Here is an 18,371-nt window from a genome sequence, read left to right on the forward strand (position 1 = left end):
AGCGTATTATGCATTACAAGCCCTGCCAGTCCATATAAGCCACAATTGCACCATCTTGTTTAGGCTTTTTTATTGCTGCTTGATTCCATTTTCGAATTAACTCCAAGTCGTAAGCCGCTTTGGCGATTGCTATTGCATAGTTTGAACAATATTCCGAAAACACTGGGTCATTATTTTTTAAAAGAGCTAAGGCTTCATCATCTCGGTGAAGATCTAGTAGAACCGCTGCATAGTTGTTTATGAACAGTGGAGAGTTTTCACCATTCTCATATGCAGCCTGACATATTGATACTGCCTTTTCTAAAGAGTCCGTAAAGTAGTCATAATTACTCCATGCTTTTCGATGAAGTTCTTTCGTATCTTCAATAACGCTCATAATTCGAATCTATTTAGTGCATAACGCCCGGCTCACCGGGTGAATTTTTGATGGCGGCCTTTGTGCGGCCTTATGCACAAAGGATGACAGCGGAAATTTATCCGGTGCAGCCGATTGTTATAGCTTTGCGACGCGGCCACCACCAACTTCCTTTTGGCCCTCTTTAATAACAAAGGTCGCGCCGACTTTAAGCGGAGAATAATCAACCCCCTCATAGGGCAAGCGGACTGTAACGGGAACCTCCACGCCAAATTCCGGCGTAACACTGCAACCAATGAACTGCACGCCCAGATACTCATCCCTGGGGCGACCATCAACAACAACATGGGGCCGATACAGCCCATTCCCCAAGTCGGGAAGATGCTCCCTGCCTCCGTCGTTCGGAGAGGTAAATGTAACCACCAGATCCATGGCACCTACTCTTTCTTAGCTATAACAGCGTATTAAGTCGAACGAATCGACTTAACTCAATTCGACATAATTATTTTCGGCTTTTCGGATTCAGCCACAAAAACTTCCCCAGCAACAATCACTTAACCCGAAGTTGAGAACTTATCCCATCCGACAAAACTCGAAGCGTTCGACATAATACCGGTACAACCGTACTGTTTCGCCGATTTTGGCTTCGAATAAAATCACTCTATATCAATTAGTTAGCATTTTCTGTAAGCCATCTCTTACAAAAATAAGGGTGGGTCTGTTGAGCACGGCAGATGCCATCAATATGGCATTGCTCTATCGTGCCGATTTTGGTTTTGGTGTTTCCTTCCTGTGATCAGGTTTCGCCTGCAGGCAGGCTCCCACAGAGTGCTTCTAAAAACGGGGCAAACCCTGTTTTTGACTTTCCTCGAAGCTCATAGCTCAAAGCTCGCAGCTATTTTTTCCCAGGCATAAAAAAACGCGGCCAAAGCCGCGTTTCTTTATTCGCCAACCCGAAGGGGTTATCGGCCCAGGATATCCCGGGAGATGATTTCCTTCATGATTTCGCTGGTACCACCATAGATCCGCTGGATCCGCGCATCCACATAGTCGCGGGAGATGGGGTATTCCTGCATGTAGCCATAACCGCCGAACAGTTGCAGACACTTGTCTGCCACTACGCCCTGCAGTTCGGTAGTGGTGAGTTTGGCAATGGAGGCGTTGGTGGTGCTCAGTTCGCCCTTGTCGTACTCGGTGGTGCACTGGCTGCAGAACGCCTTGTTGACCGCAGTCTGGGCATGCAAGTCTGCCAGTACGTAGCGAGTGTTCTGGAATTTGCTGATGGGCTGACCGAAGGCCATGCGCTCCTGGGTGTATTCGATGGTGCGTTCGATCATGCCTTCACAGGCAGCGACAGCACCCAGGGCCAGGATCAGACGTTCGCGGGGCAGTTCGTTCATCAGGTTGGCGAAACCCTTGCCTTCACCGCCAAGGATCTGATCGGCACCCAGTTTCACATCCTGGAAGAACAGCTCGGAGGTATCCGCCGCGTGGTGCCCCATCTTTTCCAGGTTACGGCCACGGGAGAAGCCCGGTAGGGAACAGTCCACGGTGAACAGGGTCATGCCCTTGGAGCCGGCGTTGGGGTCGGTTTTGGTGGCAAGTACGATCACATCGCAATGCTGACCATTGGTAATGAAGGTTTTCTGGCCGTTGATGGTGTAGCTGTCACCATCCTTGTCGGCGCGGGTTTTCATGCCCTGCAGGTCGGAACCGGCACCCGGTTCGGTCATGCCGATGGCACCGACAGCCTCACCGGACACCATTTTCGGCAACCAGGTCTGCTTCTGCTCTTCGCTGCCCAGGTGCAGGATATAGGGGGCTACGATGTCAGAGTGCACGGAAATATTGGAGGCCAGGGCGCCGTAGCCCGCGCGGGAGGCTTCTTCCACGATGACTGCGGACAGGGTAAAGGTGGCGCCGAAACCGCCGTACTCTTCCGGCACGTCCACACACAGCAGGCCGTTCCCGCCCATCTTGTTCCACAGCTCGCGGGGGAACTTCTCGTCTTTTTCCCACTGGTCGTAGTGGGGGGCCACTTCGTTCTCGAGGAATTTCTTGACGTTGTCGCGGAACAGTTCGATTTCGTTTTGATCAAGCATACTGGCTCATCCTGTTGGTCATTAACGTGCAAGACAGGGCTTCAGCACAAAGGCGAGCGAAGCCATGCCGGCAAATAATGGCCAACATTCTAGCGACAAGCCGTGAGGGTCACATCAACCCGGAGTGACCATCCAGTCCGCTGTATACTCCGGCAGACCGGTAATTGGGCGCAGGCAGCCCACAAAAGCTGCCTGCAAGCGGGATCAGGCCGGCTCGATGGTGATCTCGGAGGTAAGGGAATTGGCCACAAAGCAGTTGCGGTGGGCACTGTCGTGGAGCTTCTGCAGGGCCGGGCCATCCAGATCGGCGTCTTCAAAGACCACCTTGGGGCGCAGAGTTATGCGGGTAATGGCAACCCGGCCCTCACTGTTCTTCTCCACCGCGCCGGAGGGGCGATCGATATAGCTCAATACCTTGAGGCCACGTTTTGCTGCGATGGCAAGAAAGGTGAGCATGTGGCAACTGGAGGTGGCGGCCACCACCGCTTCATCCGGATTAACCTTGCTACTGCTGCCAAAGAAATCCGGCGAGGCCGAGGCCTGCACCACCTCGCCGCCGCTGAGGGTCCATTCATGGTCCCGGTTGAAGGTTTCATAGTCGAAAGGGGTGTTGGGCTTGAGATGCCAGGCAACTGTGGCTCCGTACTCACTCATTGCGCGCTTCCTTATTTCAACAATGGCTGATACTTCAACCATGATCCGTAATGGCTGCAAAGGCAACTCGACTTGAATCGATCTTGATGGTCGTCAAGATTTGGCGGATGGGAGGAAAACTGCGAGTTTTGAGTGACCAGTTACGAAGATCAAAAGCCCCCTTGAAATAGTGAGAGTTTTGCCTTTCGAAACGCGCGACTCGTGACTCGCATTCGATGCTGCTAACGCACCAATGCCATCCGCACGGCATCTTCCCCGTTAGAGTGAATCGAGGAACGGAGCCCTGTGACGGCGAAGAGCAAAAAACCTGTCTGAGCGGAGCGAGTCTTTTTTGCGTCCGTCACAGGGCGAGTACCGAAGTGTGCCTGCGAAGCAGGCCGAACGGAGTCGGGGCAAGGGGGCGGAAGCGGGGGTTTGCAAAACATGTTTTGCCCGCTGTAGCGCCATTCCCATACCGGGGAATGGCCGGAATGCCAGAGGGGGAGCCAGTTCCCCCTTTGGGCCCGTCCGGCGAGGACACGCACCTTTATTGGTGCGACGAAACTGCAGGCCAGCATTAGCCAGCCAGGCAAGTGCCACTTTCACCGCAGGTTCGCACCTCGAGAGGTGCTCCTACAGGGCGATTAGCCTCACTCGCCGGTCTGCTTCGGCTTGAGCAGGCAGCGTTCCACCTGATCCAGCACGCGATTACTGTACAACAGCGCACAATGCCCAAGATAAGGCACATTAATATTCTCTTCGGCACCGTGCAGCACGGCCGTGGACACCGGTAGTACGAAGTTGTCCATGTTCGAGTAAATGGAAAAATAACGGGCGCTACCAGGGCAGGTTTCACCGGTTGCCAACTCGCGAACAAAGGGACTTTGATAGCGCATCTGCGCGGCCGCGCCCAGGGCCGGGAACAAGGCCGCCACGCGGGAGCCGTAATGGGGGCTTCCCAGGGTAATCACACGATCCACCTTGCCATCCAGGCCAAGGTTCTTCATCGCATAACGGGTCAACGGCCCGCCCATGGAGTGGCATACCAGATGCGCCTTCTGTGCACCGGTTGCCTTGAGAATCCTGTCTACGTGATCCACAACCTGTTGGGAAAGTTTGCGCGCATTGATGTGTGGCGGGGTATAACTCACCGAGTACACATTGGACCAGCCTCGCCACTTCAATCGCCACTGCATAAACAGAAAGTTGGCGCTGTTGCCGCCATAGCCGTGCACCAGAATCACCGGCTGCTCACCCAGGTGACGAGTGCGGGCCGGGGACGCATCGTGAATCAGACGCAGGGGGTAGCTGGCCACCAGGGTGGTAAGGGCGGCACTTTCCTTGATGATGCCAATGAGGATCGACAATGGCCGCATGATCTCCTCATCCGGTAGTTTCGCCTGCTCCGGGAAACTGCGGCGGTCGTAGAACCAGCACAGATATAAAGCCAGAGTGGTCAAAACCGTGACCAATACCAGCAGTACTGGCAATAGCAGGATCACGCTCATAGCAGAAGCCTCATTGGTATTATTCTCGAAACACGCCCAGCAAGCCGACGATATGCTGGCCTGACAGTACGCGTGCCGGACAGGATAGCGTGGCGTGACAAATTCGCCATGACGAAATCACACCAGGCCCTGCTTCTGCAGCCACTCGACGCAGTAACCCACGGCTTCGTCCATTTTTTCCTGCTGGCCGAAGTAATAGTGGTTGGCCCCTTTCACTTCGTGCAATTCGGCCTGGCCATCGGCAAAGGCCTCGAAGAGACGTCGGGTGTGGCTGGGGGTGCACGCGTTGTCCGCGGTGTTGCCAATCACCAGCGCGGGAATCTTGATACGGCCTGCGCAGGCAGGACCATTGGCACGGGAATCATCAAAGCTCCACTGGCTGAGCCAGCCACGCAGGGTGTTGAAGCGGGCCAGGGCCACCGGACCATTGTTGACGGTTTCCGGGTCGCCCAGATAACAGGTACCCGGGGCCCGCTCGTTGGGATCCTGGTTTGGGTCCAGCCAGCGCACGTCACACATGGTGCGATGCACCACAAAGCCGAACTCCTCGCTATTCATCCCCCTGCTGCGGAAATCTTCCAGCTTGGTCTTTACCCAACCGGTAATACGCCGGTTCCGGTCGATCTGGGCCTGCCGAAAACGGGCCACGAAATCATCACTGTAGGGAGGCTGGTTGGGGCAATCCGGATGGTAGATATCCAGGTCCAGATCCCGGTCGTCCGGGTTGTTCTCGTCCTTCACGGACGGGTCCAGCCACTCGGTCATGGTGATGGCGCGGGAGACGTGGGCCGCCAGCAACATGATGCCATCCGCGGGTATCAGCTTCTGGGCCACCAGGTCATAGGGGTCGCCGGCCGGGGTCTCGGTGATCTGCGGGTCTTCCGCTTCCGCCTGGTACATCAGGCTCAGGGAGCCACCACCGGACCAGCCACCCAGTACCACCTTCTCGTAGCCGAGTTTTTCCTTGGCATAGCGCACGCAAGCGCCAAGATCGGCCACCACCTTTTCCATCAACAGGGCGCTGTCGGCACCCCGGTAGCGGCTGTTGCAGTAGATGACGGACAGCCCCGCCTTGGCCAGGGCCGAGACCATGGGCAGGTAGGCACCGCCCCCCACCGGGTGCATGAAGATCACCACGGTCTTGCCTGGCCCGCTCTTCGGGGTCAGCAGATGCGCCTCCAGCGCCACCAGGTCCATGGGGCCGGCGTAGGTGTCCTTGAAGCTGGACTGCTCAGTGAAAGCAATAAGATGGGGCGTGCGCTCGTAGTGCTTGCTCATTCTGCCTGTTCCTTGTTGTTTTTCTCTTTATCCATGGCCGCTTTTACCCTGGAGAAATCGGTCTTGCTGGTGTCGATGCCACGCATGTCCAGGGCGGCGCCAAACAACGCCTCTTTTTGCGCACGGGTCTTTTCGGTCCAGGCCTTGAGGGCGTCATGGGCTCTGGCCGCATCCTCTTCCACCACCTTGTCGTAGCTCGGGTCACGGACTGTGATTTCCAGCGGAATACCGTTGGGGTCCACAAAATAGATGGAGTGGATGAAGTCATGGTCCACCGGACCAAAACAGGGCCTGCCTGCCTTGTTGATGCGGCGGCGCCAGTCCTTGAGCTCTTCCATGGTGCCCACTTCGAAGGCCAGGTGCAGGTCAAAGGCGTGGCGGGGCCGGAACATCATTTCGTCGGCACTGTCCGGGGCATCGAAAAAGGCAATGAAGTTGTCGTCGCCCATCTGGAAGAACAGGTGCATGTAATCCACCTTGCGGCCGGTGCCCGGTTCTTCATCGAACTCCATGGCCAGGGTCAGCGGCAGGCCCAGCACATCTTCATAAAACCAGCGGGTCTGTTCCGCATCGCGGCAGCGGTAGGCGCCGTGGTGCACATGTTTGAGCATGGCGAGGGGAGTCGGGCTGCTCATGGTTGGCTCCTGATTATTGTCGGTATTCGCAGGGCACATTGTTGTCACAGGAACAGGGCGAATTGAAAACCGAAACCACCAAGAACTTGTCAGTTCTGGCCACTCGCGAAGTCGCCGCCACAATGGCAAACTGAGCGCCCTATCAAACGGCTAAGGCAAACGTATGAGCGACCAGGCCATCATCAACGAAGTGGGGCTGCGCGACGGACTGCAGAACCAGCCCATTACCGTGGATACGGACACCAAGGCACGGCTGGCGGAGCTGCTGGTGGAGGCCGGCATGCGCTACCTGGAGCCGGTGAGCTTTGTGAGCCCCAAGGCAATTCCGCAGATGGCCGATGCTGCTGCCCTGACCCCGCTGTTACCCCAGGGCAAAGGCCTGCACTACACCGCCCTGGTGCCCAACCTGAAGGGCTATCAGCTGGCCCGGGACGCGGGCTACCCCACCGTGGCGCTGGTGCTGTCCACCACGGATTCTTTCAATGAACGCAATCTGCGCATGAGTCTGGAGCAGGCGGCGCAAAGTTGTGAGGCCATCATTGCGGCAGCAAAGGAAGACGGTGTAGCCACCCGGACGTATATCTCCGGCGCCTTTGCCTGCCCCTACGATGGCACGGTACCGGTCAGCCTGCCCCAGCAGCTCACCGAGCGTATGTTTGCCGCCGGCTCCGACGAAGTGGCCATTGCCGACACCATCGGCGCCGGCAACCCGCAGCAGATGAAGGACATCATGGCGCCGCTGATTCGCGAGTTCGGGGCCGACCGATTCTACGTGCATCTGCATGACACCCGCGGGCTGGCCGCAGCCATGGCCTGGGCCGCCGCGGATCTGGGAGTGCGCCGATTTGATGCATCGATTGGCGGCCTGGGCGGCTGCCCGTTTGCCCCCGGGGCCACCGGCAACATGGCCACGGAAGACCTGGTCTACTTGCTGGAAAGTGCCGGTCTGGACACCGGTATCGATGTGGAAAAACTGCGCGCCGCCGTGGCCCTGGCGCAGCAAGCCACCCAGCGCCCATTGGGCGGGCGCATCCTCAGCTGGATGGAATCCCAGGAAAAACAGGGCAAGACACCCTGCCTGTGGTAATCGACCCCTTGCGCACCAAACCCCGTTGTAAAAAACGCCGGGCAGTAAAACTGCCCGGCGTTTTTTAGTCGTTACTTTCCTGCTATCAGGGGGTATACGGATAGCGGAACTCACCTGACAACGAAATCGAATTATCATTGTCCGGCAGGACAGGCCCCATATTCCTCGCTACCAGCGTGGCAATATAAGTCCCTTCTACCAGACCATCGCTGACACTGGTGACATTGATGGTGCAAGACGCCCCTTCAGACAGGTTTTGAATGCCTGACTGGGTATAAGTGGCACCGTATGGAATATCCGCCGGGGTAGAGATCGTCATGGTCGGTTTCAGACCGCCGACTTCCGTGTTGCAGGTAAAGCTTCCGACCTGCATGGGAATGTTGGACCACACCATCCGCATCTGATTGTTCGGGAATCCCTGATCATCAAACTGGCGGAAGAAGTAGCCATTGCTGCCATTGGACGACACCTCCGATGCCAGCAGGAACCGCTCTCCGGCCACAAAATGGGTGCTACCATCGTCGATGGTCATGCTGACCCCCTCGGCTTCACTGCCCAGCACACCATCATCACCATTGTTGCCAGCATGGAAAGTCTGGGTGGTGAAGTTGCGGAACTTGCCGTGCACCACCAGGGTCCGCTCGGCAGCTGGCAGTTCAATATCGCCGGTAGCCAACCCGGAACCAAATGCCGCACCACCACCGTTACTGGGGCCCAACAGGGTAGCCGTATAAGAACCCAGATACTTTCGCCCGGCGTTCTGCTCGATGGTTACGGTGCAGTTACCGCCGTTGGCACTCTGGAATTTGAACAGCGGATCGCTAATAGTTATCCAGCCCATCTTCAGGGTCACTTCTGTGTCGCCATCATCGCAACTGTACTCACCTGCGCTGGGGCTGATGCTGCTGCCAGCCTGAATTCTAAGCTTTAGCGCGTGATCGGGATGCGAACCATCCAGCAACGGACGGCCACCCAGAAAATGTCCGGAACGCATCTCACGGGTGCCATTATCGATAGTGATATCCCAAAAGACCTCGTCTGCCAGGGCCGGTGCTTCGCCTTCCGTGCCGGTATGAATAAAGATACGGAACTGGCCACCGCTCAGGGTGACCTGGTCGTCATCCTTGTTGTTGACCAGCGTGGCACTGATGATGTGCCCTTCCGTGGCACCGTTGCTGAAGTGATAATCCACATCCAGTTCGCATTCGGTCGCAGTCCAGGTTTTCTGAACGGGCGGTGCAGAAGCATAATCAACCGTCAGCAACGATACTCCCGTGCTGGTACCACACAACTGGGTGCCTAGCATCCCATGTGCCACGTTCACCTGGGCCCATATCAGATCATCACCATTAAACGGCTTGGTATCGATGGTGTTGAAATCACTGTCATAGTTATGCGCCCGGATCTGACGCTTGGCCGTGGTCGCCATGAACGATTCAATAAAAGGTTGTTCCATCGCCCACACCTTACCGTCATGCACAATGGCAACCCCATTGCGCATGTCGAGCAACTCAGCGCCAGGCTCCGGCTCCGGATCAGTGCTCTCTTCCTGAATTAAGGCGCGAGTGGTTGCACCGGCACCGTCGTCATGAATGATTTCCATGACTTCCAGATCGGTATTGAGATATAGACGAACCCGCTCATCGCTATCTGACTGACCATAGTTCACAGCCACCCGACGATCCGCGTCAACGGTCTTGCGATCGTAAATTTCAACAATATCGTCAACGGTAAAGCTGATGCCGGTATCGAAATCAATATCGCCCTGCGGAGAAATTGTGACGGTACCACGCTCATGATCGCGCGTGGCGGTGCCACAGCTTGCGCAGTAACCGGGGTCTCCCTCGCCGCTGCCAATGACCGTATAGGTACCGGCATAATCGGTCAGCACATCCAGGTTCGCTGGCAATTCAGGGTCAACCGGTTCTTCATCTTCCGGCGCGTCAGGGAACTGGTTCAGGTTGCCGTCCTTGACCAGATTCAGCAGGGCGCTGTAATCGGCGATGGACGGGTCATCATCAATGGCTTCCTGGATCGCATCCAACACCTGATCCCAGGCATCACCAATCACCAGGGCTGTGCTGAACGGATCTCCCCCAGGCAAGGTAAAGCCAGCATTGGTCATGGCGGCGAGCAGCTCGGTTTTCTTGCTTGCAATGGTGCTGGCATCTGGCCAGTTGGCCGGTGTGGCAATCCAGCTACCGTCCGCCAGGCCGGTGGTGAGCGCCAGCACCATGTCGGTGATCGGGGTAATGTTGATCGTCCCCGGCTGGCTGGCATAGCTGCGCAAGGTAACCGGGGGGGTGCCTCCGGTCACCGTGAGCACACAGGGGAGTGAAGCATTCCCTACATTGCCACTCCAGGTGCCATCGGCATTGGTAGTCACGGTGGAGGTGAACCCGCTGCCATCGGCACATTCTGCGGTTACGGTACCGGTCTGGATGGCAGCGCCTACTGCCGCAGTACCGGAAAGACTGGATGACGATGGTGCGGCGGGACCACCACCGTTTGCTGCGCTGCCGTTACCGCTGCTTCCTCCCCCGCCACAACCTGCTATCGTCAGGATGACGCCCAACAGTCCAGCACCAAAAATCAACTTCCCTTTGATTGGCTGCATACCCGATCCCCACACTGCCTGTTTGAAATAGATACCTCAGCATAGGATTGAACGGGCAACAGCAGCACCCCCCAAACATGGGGGTACCACAAATAAGCACATCACTATTTAATCAGGAGGCATGTTCAGAAAGAGGCAGGCTCGCTACCGACCGGAATAACGACAAGGTGACTGACGAAACGCACCTGTCGGCGCTGTCGTATTCTGGTTTTCCGCGGCTGGGAGGGTATCGGCACGACTATTTTTTGCTGGCCTCGTGTCCGGCTTGCTCACCGGCAAACGTCTGCCGCTGGCTGCACAACGCTGGAAATCGCCCCACTGAACAGGCCGTCAGGACGGATTAACCAATCCCATGTGAATGGCTTTGAGTGTCGCCTCGGCCCGGGTATTCACCTGCAGCTTGGCATACACATCCTTCATGTATCCTGCTGCGGTGTAATGGGAAATACCCAGTTTTTCTGCCGCATGCTTCACGCTTAACCCTTTGGCAATCAGTGTCAGCATGTCCTGCTCCCGACGCGTCAGGGCCACATCCTTCTCACCGGCAAGCGGATGGAAGTGCTCGAGCAAACGTCGGGCAATGGAGGCGGACAGCGGTGGCCGCCCTTGCAGGATACCGGAGAGGTGGCCAGCAAACGCCTCTTCGGTGTCGTCCTTGAGCAGGTAGCCATCAGCACCGGCTCGCAGTGAGCCGAACAGATGCTCGGCATCATCAAAGATGGTGGTAATGATGCATTGCGCGCCGGGATTGGCTTTCTTGAATGGACGCACCAGGGACATGCCACTGCCATCTGGCAATCCAAGGTCGATCAGTGCCAGATCATATTGGTGCTGCTCCATGCAGCGGGAAGCATCGGCAAGATTGGTGGCGCGGTGCACCTGATCTGGATCAAGCATGATCACTACCTGCTGGTGCAACCAGTCAGCCACATCAGGGAGGTCTTCCACGATCAACACCTGTTTGACTGACAGCATGCTTACACTCCATGTGATAAGACTGGGCGTCCTACTAGAACCAGATTATATTTTCAGGCAGGCAATATAGCTCAATCAGGAAAAGTGGATGACACTGATTAGTCATTCATTGAAGACAGTTATAATAAGTACCAGCCCATGGGAGCAACCCCCAAAACAAGGGGGCGAGGGCGCCACATCAGACAAGGGATTTTCATGTTTTCACTCAAGACCCGGATTGCGATGGGCTTTCTGCTGGTGGTCGCTTACGGGCTGATGACCATCATTGTCGCACTGTCCCTGCCTGCCAGTGAAATTCACTTTCGGACCGATAAAGATACCATTGTTGCCACCCTTGAGGATGGCCGAGAAATTTCGGTGACACAGTTCAGTAACGACCGGCAGCGCATTCCCGCCGACCCGATATTGCTGCTGGAAGAACCGGATGTGCTGCCCGGTTATGCGGCAATGAATGATTTCTTCCGTGCCCACCAGTTCCTGGAAAGTGCCCTGACATCAGGAAGCTTGTCGCTGCAGGATGAAAACGGCAATGCAGTGGCGATTTCATCATCGTCACGTTCTCTGGTGTCATTGCCCGGACTGTTCTGGCTACAGTTGATCTGCGGTCTGTCCGGCATGGTGGTCTGTTTGCTGGTGTGGGTGCCTGCACGCAGCGACATTGCCATTAACTCCTTTGCCCTCACCGGGCTCAGCTACGTACTGTTCTCCTCTGCCGCCGCCATCTACAGCACCCGTGAACTGTTCATGCCCGGACAACTTTTTGCACTGCTCTCTGGTATCAACCATTTCGGTGCCTTGCTGTTCTCCGCTTCACTAGGCGCTTTTCTGTGGAACTACCCGCGCCAGGCACCCTCGATCTGGTTTAGCGGCATGTTCTATCTGTTATTTGCCGTTGCCATTGTGGTCGATCAGGCTCAACTGGTGACCACCCCCGCCGCCGGCTTCCATTCATGGGTGATGGGAATTTTCCTGCTCGGCCTGGCAGGGGCATTCTGGCAGGCCTGGAAAACACGCGGGCATCGGCAGGATCGCATCGCCCTGCGCTGGACAGTGCTGTCCATTGTTCTGGGTACCGTTTTCTTTGCAGGCGGCATGATTGTTCCTGCCATGCTGACCATGCCAACCCCGGCGTCCCAGGGACTGCTGTTTACCACCTTCCTGCTGATGTACCTGGGCATGGCCATGGGCGTTGTGCGCCATCGTCTTTTCAACCTGGAACCCTGGTGGTTTTCTCTCTGGTCCTGGCTGCTGGGCGGCCTGGTCATCATGCTCACCGACCTGCTGCTCGCCACCCTGCTCACCCTCTCCGGTCCTGCCACGCTTGCCCTCTCCGTGGCACTGATTGGCTGGCTGTATTTCCCGGTTCGGCAGTACCTTTGGGGCAAACTAATCCGCAATCAGCGGCAGGGTCTGGACAGTTGGCTGTCCCAGGCGTTGCCTGCCATGTTGCAGGAGCAACAGAACGCCCCGGAACAGTCCGGCATTGCAGCCGCTCTGCAAGCGGTATTCTCACCCTTGTCCCTAAAACGCGCAGAGGGGCCTGTGGCAAACGTTAGCATTGAGGACAACGGCAACCGTTTGCTGGTGCCTGATTCCAAAGAACCCCACCATTTCGAATTACTTCACCCCCACGACGGGCAACGGGTTTTCAGTCGGCACGACGTGGAAACCAGCAAACTGGTATTGGCTCTACACACGCTGGTCAATCAGACACGTACAGCTCGCGAAGAGGGTGCCAGCGAGGAACGCAATCGCATTCGCAGGGACATGCATGATGATCTCGGCGCCAAACTCCTGCACCTGCTGCATAAGTCTCCTGCTGATAGCAAGCCGCTGGTTCGCGAAGCCATCGCTGATCTGCGCGATCTGCTCAAGGCCATGGAAGGGCACGCCCTGTCACTGGATGCCGCAGCCTCGCAATGGCGCGAAGAAACCTCCCGGCGCTGCAGGGATCACGACGTTACCCTGCAGTGGAACGAAAACATCATCCCCGCCACGCTACACGCGATGCAATTCAGCGAAACCACACGCATTATTCGTGAAGCAGTGAGCAATGCTCTCAAGCATTCCGAGACGCCCCTCCTGTCTGTCACCCTGCATGGCGATACTGACAAACTGAATATCATCATCGCCAACAGTGGACTCGACCCGTCAGCCACGCCCGGGCCACAACGAGGACTGAATATCATGCAGTCCCGCGCGAGCAAGATCGGTGGCGGCTTCGAATTTGGTATTGCGGATCAACACTGGCAGGTTTTGCTATCCGTTCCTGTTAACAGATAAATAAAAAATGGCGGGGAAGTGCCCGCCATTTTTTCTCTCGCTAACATGCCGTTTCAGTGCGGGACGTTCTTCGCATTTTTTGCTGACGATAAACGAAAAAACGGGCCGAAATACGGCCCGTTTTCTGCCCTGATTAGCGAGATGACGCTGCCTTGCTAGCCGCCATCTCAAGCAATCCACTTGCCAGCTCCTTGCTCTCTGCATCATAGGACGCAGGAATCAGGTTAACCTGATAACGGGTAATATCCCTGGCCGTGGAACTGGAGGTACCGCTCATGGCACTCAAAAAACCCAGGCTTTTAGTGAATCCGGAAGTCAGCTTGTCACTTGTGGTCGTGACATCCTCAATGCTGCTGTAGAAGGTGTTGGCCGTAGCCAAGGCGTTGGTGGTGCTGAAAACCGGCATGTGATTGGGCTTGATCATGCACTCTTCCTTGCCGAAACGGCTCCAGCATTTTTGCTTCGAGAGCGGCTGGAAGCGCACATCACCGCTCGCGGCCAACTGAATGGTGGCATCTACCTTTGCGGAATCCTTGCTGGCAAAACCGCCAAAGCTGCTGTGCCCGTCTGATTCCAGCTGTGCAAAGTCAATCAGGATATTAACGTTGACGCCGGTCAGACTCAGATCCTTCATGAGGCGACCTTCGTGCTGCTGCGCGGAACTGCCTCCGGCTGCCTTAAAAGCCTGACCCAAACCGCTGGCGGTGCCGATGTAACGCGGATCAGAGATGCTCTCTCCTTCTCGCCCCAATACCAGATACCGGGTACCGGCATTGCCTTTGTATTCAAAGGGGCTTTCACGGCCTTCTGCATGCATTGCCTGGTAGTGAGGATTTGCCTTGATGGTGGCGTGTGGCACTACCTGAAAACCCGCGTTTGCCAGTTGCTTCTCGGCGTTATCACAGGCTTCGTTGGCAATGCGCTGCATTTCCGCTTCATCCACACCTTTGGCAGCATAGGTAACTGAAACCGTCACATCGGAGCGCCGGGTCGTGCCTGTAGCGCGGGTGGCATCAGACCGGAAACCTCCGCTGGTAGAAGCCGATGCAGAACTGTTCACCCCGAACATGACATTGCAGGACAAAACACCGACCTTGTCGACACCCGACATGTACTTTTCGTTTTCTGCTGCAATGAAGCTGTCTGCCTGGCTGGCCGCACTGCCATTGGCATCGTAGCTGGGCGCCTTACTGACAGTGGTCGCACAACCGGATACCAATGTGGCCAACGCCACCGCCGAAATCGTCTTGTTCCCTGACATCATTTTCATGTGTTTACCCCATGGATGTAATTGGATTTTTTAGTCGCCCAACGCTTCCCACTGGCGATTTAATCCGCGCCGCAGTTGCCGGTTTTTGGAACGGGTCATACACGGCGTATCCGCATTTCAGCCAGAAGAAAATGAACGGCCTTCATCCAAGGGGAGAGGAAAGGGAAAGGAGCCGCCAGATAGCTTAATAGGCATCCCTGCCGGCCAAGTCTGAGACCAACAGCTCCATTGCCATGACCACTTCCCTGGAGGAGAAGTCTGTCACATGCTACTTGGCTATTTGTGGAACGTGACCCCCCTGAACAGGGGGGGCAATTCGGGGAAGGGGAGATCATTCCCGTCGTTGCGACGGATATGAACGGGACCATCCATCACTGGGGGCGCTACGATTTCAGTTCGTCAACCCTGCGCGCTCAACCCGTACCGCCCGCACCCCATCACCTCCGGTTTCCCGGGCCGCGTAAAGAGCCTGGTCGGCAGTACGCAACAGGTCATCGGTATCCGGCAGACTCGCTCCCTCTTCCGGCATCAGGGCTGCTACGCCAATACTGAGAGTGACCGGCCAGGGCAGCTCGCTCAAACTGGCCACCGCTTGCCGGCAGCCCTCAGCCAGCTGCAACGCCTGGTTAATGCCGTGCTCCGGCAACAAGGCCATGAAGACATCGGCGCTGTAGCGGCCCACCGTGCCCTTACCTCCTACTACGTCGCGCAGGCAGACCGCCAGGGTGGACAACAGGGCATCCCCCTCGCTGTGACCACAGGCCTCGTTGATCCCCCTGAACCCGTCCACTTCCATGAACAGGCAGGCCAGGGGTTCACCACTGCGGGTGCAGCTACCGTGAGCCTGTCGCAGCAATTCCATCATCACCGCACGATTGCTGAGGCCGGTCAGGCCATCGGTGCGCGCCAGCTCGGCCAGCTCCACGTTCAGCTGTTCCAGCTCATCACGGTTTGCCTGCAGGGCCGCTTCGGCCTCACGCTGAGCAGAGACATCCTTGATCTGGGACAGGAAACAGCGTGGAGAGCCATCGGCATTACGCACGATGGACACCGCCAGCAGTGCCCACACCAGTTCACCGTTTCGGTGAAAATACCGCTTCTGCATCCAGTACTGGTTCTTGTCCCCGCATAGCAGGGATTGCACGTGGGCGAGATCCTTGTCCAGGTCTTCCGGGTGGGTAATGCTCTGGAAGTCCATGCCCAGCAGTTCAACGCTGGAGTAACCCAGCAGGTCACAGACGGCATCGTTGACCCGCAACCATCGGCCATTCGGAGCCACAATGGCCATGGGAATGGCTGCATGCTGGAAGGCCGCTTCGAACAGGGCTTCACTGGCTTCCCGGGCAGGATAGTTCTGGCCCTGTTGGCAACGCAGCTGATCCTGTGCCAGGGCATGGCTGAGGCTCTCGGCCATCAGCTCGACAAATTCCAGCTCCTCCATGGTAAAGGGCTCAGGGCGAATTTGGGTATCACTGAAATTGAGTGTGCCGACAATCTCGTCGCCATCGCGCAACGGCGCGGCGATGTAGGATTCCAGCTGCATTCCCAGATAAACCGGGTGGCTGCGCATTTTCTCCAGCGCGCCCACGTGATGCAGGGCAACCGTACCGCGTTTGCTGACCACCGATTCGCAGTAGGTCTCACCCAGTGCGAACACCTCTCCCCTGCGGATCGCAGCCCCGCCGCCTTCCACTGCCGACACGGTATAACGGCTATCACGGATCTCACTGACGATGCCGATGGAAAGCCCCAGCAGCTCACAGCCGCGTTTAATGTAAGCCTGAAAAAGGGCGGACAGGTCTGTCCGATCCTGTAACGATAATTGATGCAGCGCGCGCATGCTGGTCACGCTGAAATCCCGCAGATCATCCACTGTGCGGTCCTGACAAGTCCGTTGATAGAAAGATCACTCTACTGGCTGTCGGGCAGCCGGAAAATGAAAACCTGGGCGTAACTGCATATCGGCCATCGCCTGATCCCTGCCGTTCAACCATTCCACAGCAGAGATCTGGCAGCCATCAATGCAGCTGAAACAGGATCTGCAGCAGTTGAATGCCCAACAACACAAACAGCGGGCTGAGATCAAACCCACCCATGGGTGGCAGCAACTTTCGCACCGGCGCCATGATTGGCTCGGTGATTTGCACAATGATGCGTACCACCGGGCTGTAGGGGTCCGGCGCGACCCAGCTCAGGATTACCCGGATCAGTACTGTCCAGAATACAAAATCAAGCAACACCGAAGCCAGTTCACGCAGCGTGTAAAGCAACAGCTGCGCGCCGATTCCTGAGGGGAATCCACCCACCTTGATCCCCAGAATAACCAGCGCCTTGAGGATGATCAGGAACACCACCAGCACCAGGGACGCCACGTCCAGCCCACCGTATCCCGGAATAATCCGGCGCAGCGGCATCAGCAACGGGTTGGTGGCCTTGAGTACAAACTGGGAAATCGGGTTATAGAAATCCGCCCGCGCCAGCTGCAGTACAAACCGGGTCAGCACGATAAAGATGTAGGCAGTGAACGCCAGATCGAGCAGGTAAATCAGGGCACCCTGGGGGTTCATGGATCACTCCGTTGTTCGCAACAGGGGAAGAGTTTGGGGCAAAACAGTGGAAAATCAAGCGGCGAGGGGCAAGCGACAAGCGACAAGCTGCAACACGCCAAACGCCTTCTTTTCGACAAGGCCGTGCCCGCGCTTAGACGCAACAACGCGGGCACTGCACTCAAACCCTAATCACCTTCATACGCGCCTTGTAGCTTGCAGCTTGAAGCTTGTCGCTGCCGTTACCCGGCCAGCTCTTCCGAGCGCTCCCGCGCCGCAGCCACCGCCGCCTGCACCTGTTCGCGGAAACCGGCTTCCTCGAAGACATTGAGTGCCGCAGCGGTGGTGCCACCGGGGCTGGTGACCTGCTGGCGCAGCACATCCGGGCCCACTTCGCTGGTGATCGCCAGCTGGGCAGCACCCCAGGCGGTCTGCAGCACCATCTGCCGGGCGGTGGCAGCATCCAGGCCCTGGGCCTTGGCGGCTTCGATGAGGGATTCCATCAGCAGGAAGAAGTAGGCCGGGCCGGAGCCAGACACCGCCGTCACCGCATCCAGCTCTTTTTCTTCATCAAACCAGAAGGTCAGGCCCACTGAGCCAAGAATCTCTTTGGCCATGGTTTTCTGCTCGCCGCTGACACCGTCTGCGGCGTAGAGCCCCGTGGCACCGGCCTGAACCAATGACGGGGTGTTGGGCATGCAGCGCACCACCGGGGTATCCCCCAGCCAGCTTTTCAGGTTGGCCACGGTGATGCCGGCGGCAATGGAAATCACCAGCGGCTGGCGGTCGGCGATCAGGTCGCGCAGGTCTTCACAGACCTGCTGCATCATCTGCGGTTTCACCGCCAGCACCAGCACGTCGACCCGGCTGAGCACATCACGGTTGTCACTGCTGACGTGCACGCGGTGCAGCTGTGCCACATCTTCCAGGCGATCCCGGGACGGATCGCTCATCCAGATACGGGCCGGGCGAATTCCTTTCGCCACCATGCCGCCGGCCAGGCTGGTTGCCATGTTGCCGGCACCGATAAATCCGATCAGTTGCTGTGCCATAACTGCTGTGTCCTTTAGTTGCGCGTCACA

Annotated in this window: 15 protein-coding genes; 2 read left to right on the top strand and 13 right to left on the bottom strand. The window is 57.0% G+C overall.

Features of this window, described 5'->3' with window-relative positions; all coding sequences use genetic code 11:
• Nucleotides 1-13 precede the first annotated feature (13 nt).
• The 7 genes from GQF00_RS08705 to GQF00_RS08735 form a co-directional block, all read right to left on the bottom strand.
• Nucleotides 14-376: a hypothetical protein gene (locus GQF00_RS08705; RefSeq protein WP_161318765.1), complete on the bottom strand. Its 363-nt coding sequence runs from the start codon at nt 374-376 to the stop codon at nt 14-16.
• A gap of 117 nt (nt 377-493) precedes the next feature.
• Entirely contained in the window at nt 494-787 is a 294-nt protein-coding gene (locus GQF00_RS08710; RefSeq protein ID WP_161318766.1) for a hypothetical protein, read from the bottom strand.
• Nucleotides 788-1,317: 530 nt separating this feature from the next.
• Nucleotides 1,318-2,457, bottom strand: coding sequence for an acyl-CoA dehydrogenase family protein (locus tag GQF00_RS08715; RefSeq protein WP_161318767.1), 1,140 nt, complete (start codon nt 2,455-2,457; stop codon nt 1,318-1,320).
• Nucleotides 2,458-2,661: 204 nt separating this feature from the next.
• Complete coding sequence (locus tag GQF00_RS08720; RefSeq protein WP_161318768.1) at nt 2,662-3,111, bottom strand: OsmC family protein; 450 nt, start codon at nt 3,109-3,111, stop codon at nt 2,662-2,664.
• A gap of 629 nt (nt 3,112-3,740) precedes the next feature.
• On the bottom strand, nt 3,741-4,598 hold the full coding sequence (locus GQF00_RS08725) for a triacylglycerol lipase (RefSeq protein ID WP_161318769.1): 858 nt from the start codon (nt 4,596-4,598) through the stop codon (nt 3,741-3,743).
• A 117-nt stretch (nt 4,599-4,715) separates the two neighbouring features.
• On the bottom strand, nt 4,716-5,876 hold the full coding sequence (locus tag GQF00_RS08730; protein ID WP_161318770.1) for a S9 family peptidase: 1,161 nt from the start codon (nt 5,874-5,876) through the stop codon (nt 4,716-4,718).
• Nucleotides 5,873-6,511: a VOC family protein gene (locus GQF00_RS08735; RefSeq protein WP_161318771.1), complete on the bottom strand. Its 639-nt coding sequence runs from the start codon at nt 6,509-6,511 to the stop codon at nt 5,873-5,875. Before GQF00_RS08735 ends, GQF00_RS08730 begins: the two co-directional genes overlap by 4 nt.
• A gap of 163 nt (nt 6,512-6,674) precedes the next feature.
• Here GQF00_RS08735 and GQF00_RS08740 point away from each other — a divergent pair, with 163 nt between their 5' ends.
• Nucleotides 6,675-7,598 (top strand): hydroxymethylglutaryl-CoA lyase, encoded by a 924-nt coding sequence (locus GQF00_RS08740; RefSeq protein WP_161318772.1) that lies wholly within the window; start codon nt 6,675-6,677, stop codon nt 7,596-7,598.
• 85 nt (nt 7,599-7,683) lie between these two features.
• Here the strand turns inward: GQF00_RS08740 and GQF00_RS08745 are convergent, their stop codons facing one another.
• Nucleotides 7,684-10,215, bottom strand: a complete 2,532-nt coding sequence (locus GQF00_RS08745; protein ID WP_161318773.1) for a hypothetical protein — start codon at nt 10,213-10,215, stop codon at nt 7,684-7,686.
• Between the two features lie 330 nt (nt 10,216-10,545).
• On the bottom strand, nt 10,546-11,190 hold the full coding sequence (locus GQF00_RS08750) for a response regulator transcription factor (protein WP_161318774.1): 645 nt from the start codon (nt 11,188-11,190) through the stop codon (nt 10,546-10,548).
• A gap of 195 nt (nt 11,191-11,385) precedes the next feature.
• Between GQF00_RS08750 and GQF00_RS08755 the strand changes: the two genes are divergently transcribed.
• Nucleotides 11,386-13,473, top strand: coding sequence for a sensor histidine kinase (locus tag GQF00_RS08755; RefSeq protein WP_161318775.1), 2,088 nt, complete (start codon nt 11,386-11,388; stop codon nt 13,471-13,473).
• A 133-nt stretch (nt 13,474-13,606) separates the two neighbouring features.
• Here GQF00_RS08755 and GQF00_RS08760 read toward each other — a convergent pair whose 3' ends face one another.
• From GQF00_RS08760 to proC, 4 genes are all read right to left on the bottom strand, one after another.
• Nucleotides 13,607-14,743 carry a hypothetical protein gene (locus GQF00_RS08760; protein WP_161318776.1) on the bottom strand — a complete coding sequence of 379 codons (1,137 nt, stop codon included), beginning with the start codon at nt 14,741-14,743 and terminating at the stop codon, nt 13,607-13,609.
• 391 nt (nt 14,744-15,134) lie between these two features.
• Entirely contained in the window at nt 15,135-16,616 is a 1,482-nt protein-coding gene (locus tag GQF00_RS08765; protein WP_161318777.1) for a diguanylate cyclase domain-containing protein, read from the bottom strand.
• Nucleotides 16,617-16,761: 145 nt separating this feature from the next.
• A complete protein-coding gene (locus tag GQF00_RS08770; protein WP_161318778.1) occupies nt 16,762-17,310 on the bottom strand; it encodes a YggT family protein in 549 nt (182 codons plus the stop codon).
• A 221-nt stretch (nt 17,311-17,531) separates the two neighbouring features.
• Nucleotides 17,532-18,341, bottom strand: a complete 810-nt coding sequence (gene proC / locus GQF00_RS08775) for a pyrroline-5-carboxylate reductase (RefSeq protein WP_161318779.1) — start codon at nt 18,339-18,341, stop codon at nt 17,532-17,534.
• Nucleotides 18,342-18,371: the final 30 nt, after the last annotated feature.

This window comes from Alcanivorax sp. DP30 (genome assembly GCF_009882945.1).
Taxonomy (GTDB): Bacteria; Pseudomonadota; Gammaproteobacteria; order Pseudomonadales; family Alcanivoracaceae; genus Alcanivorax.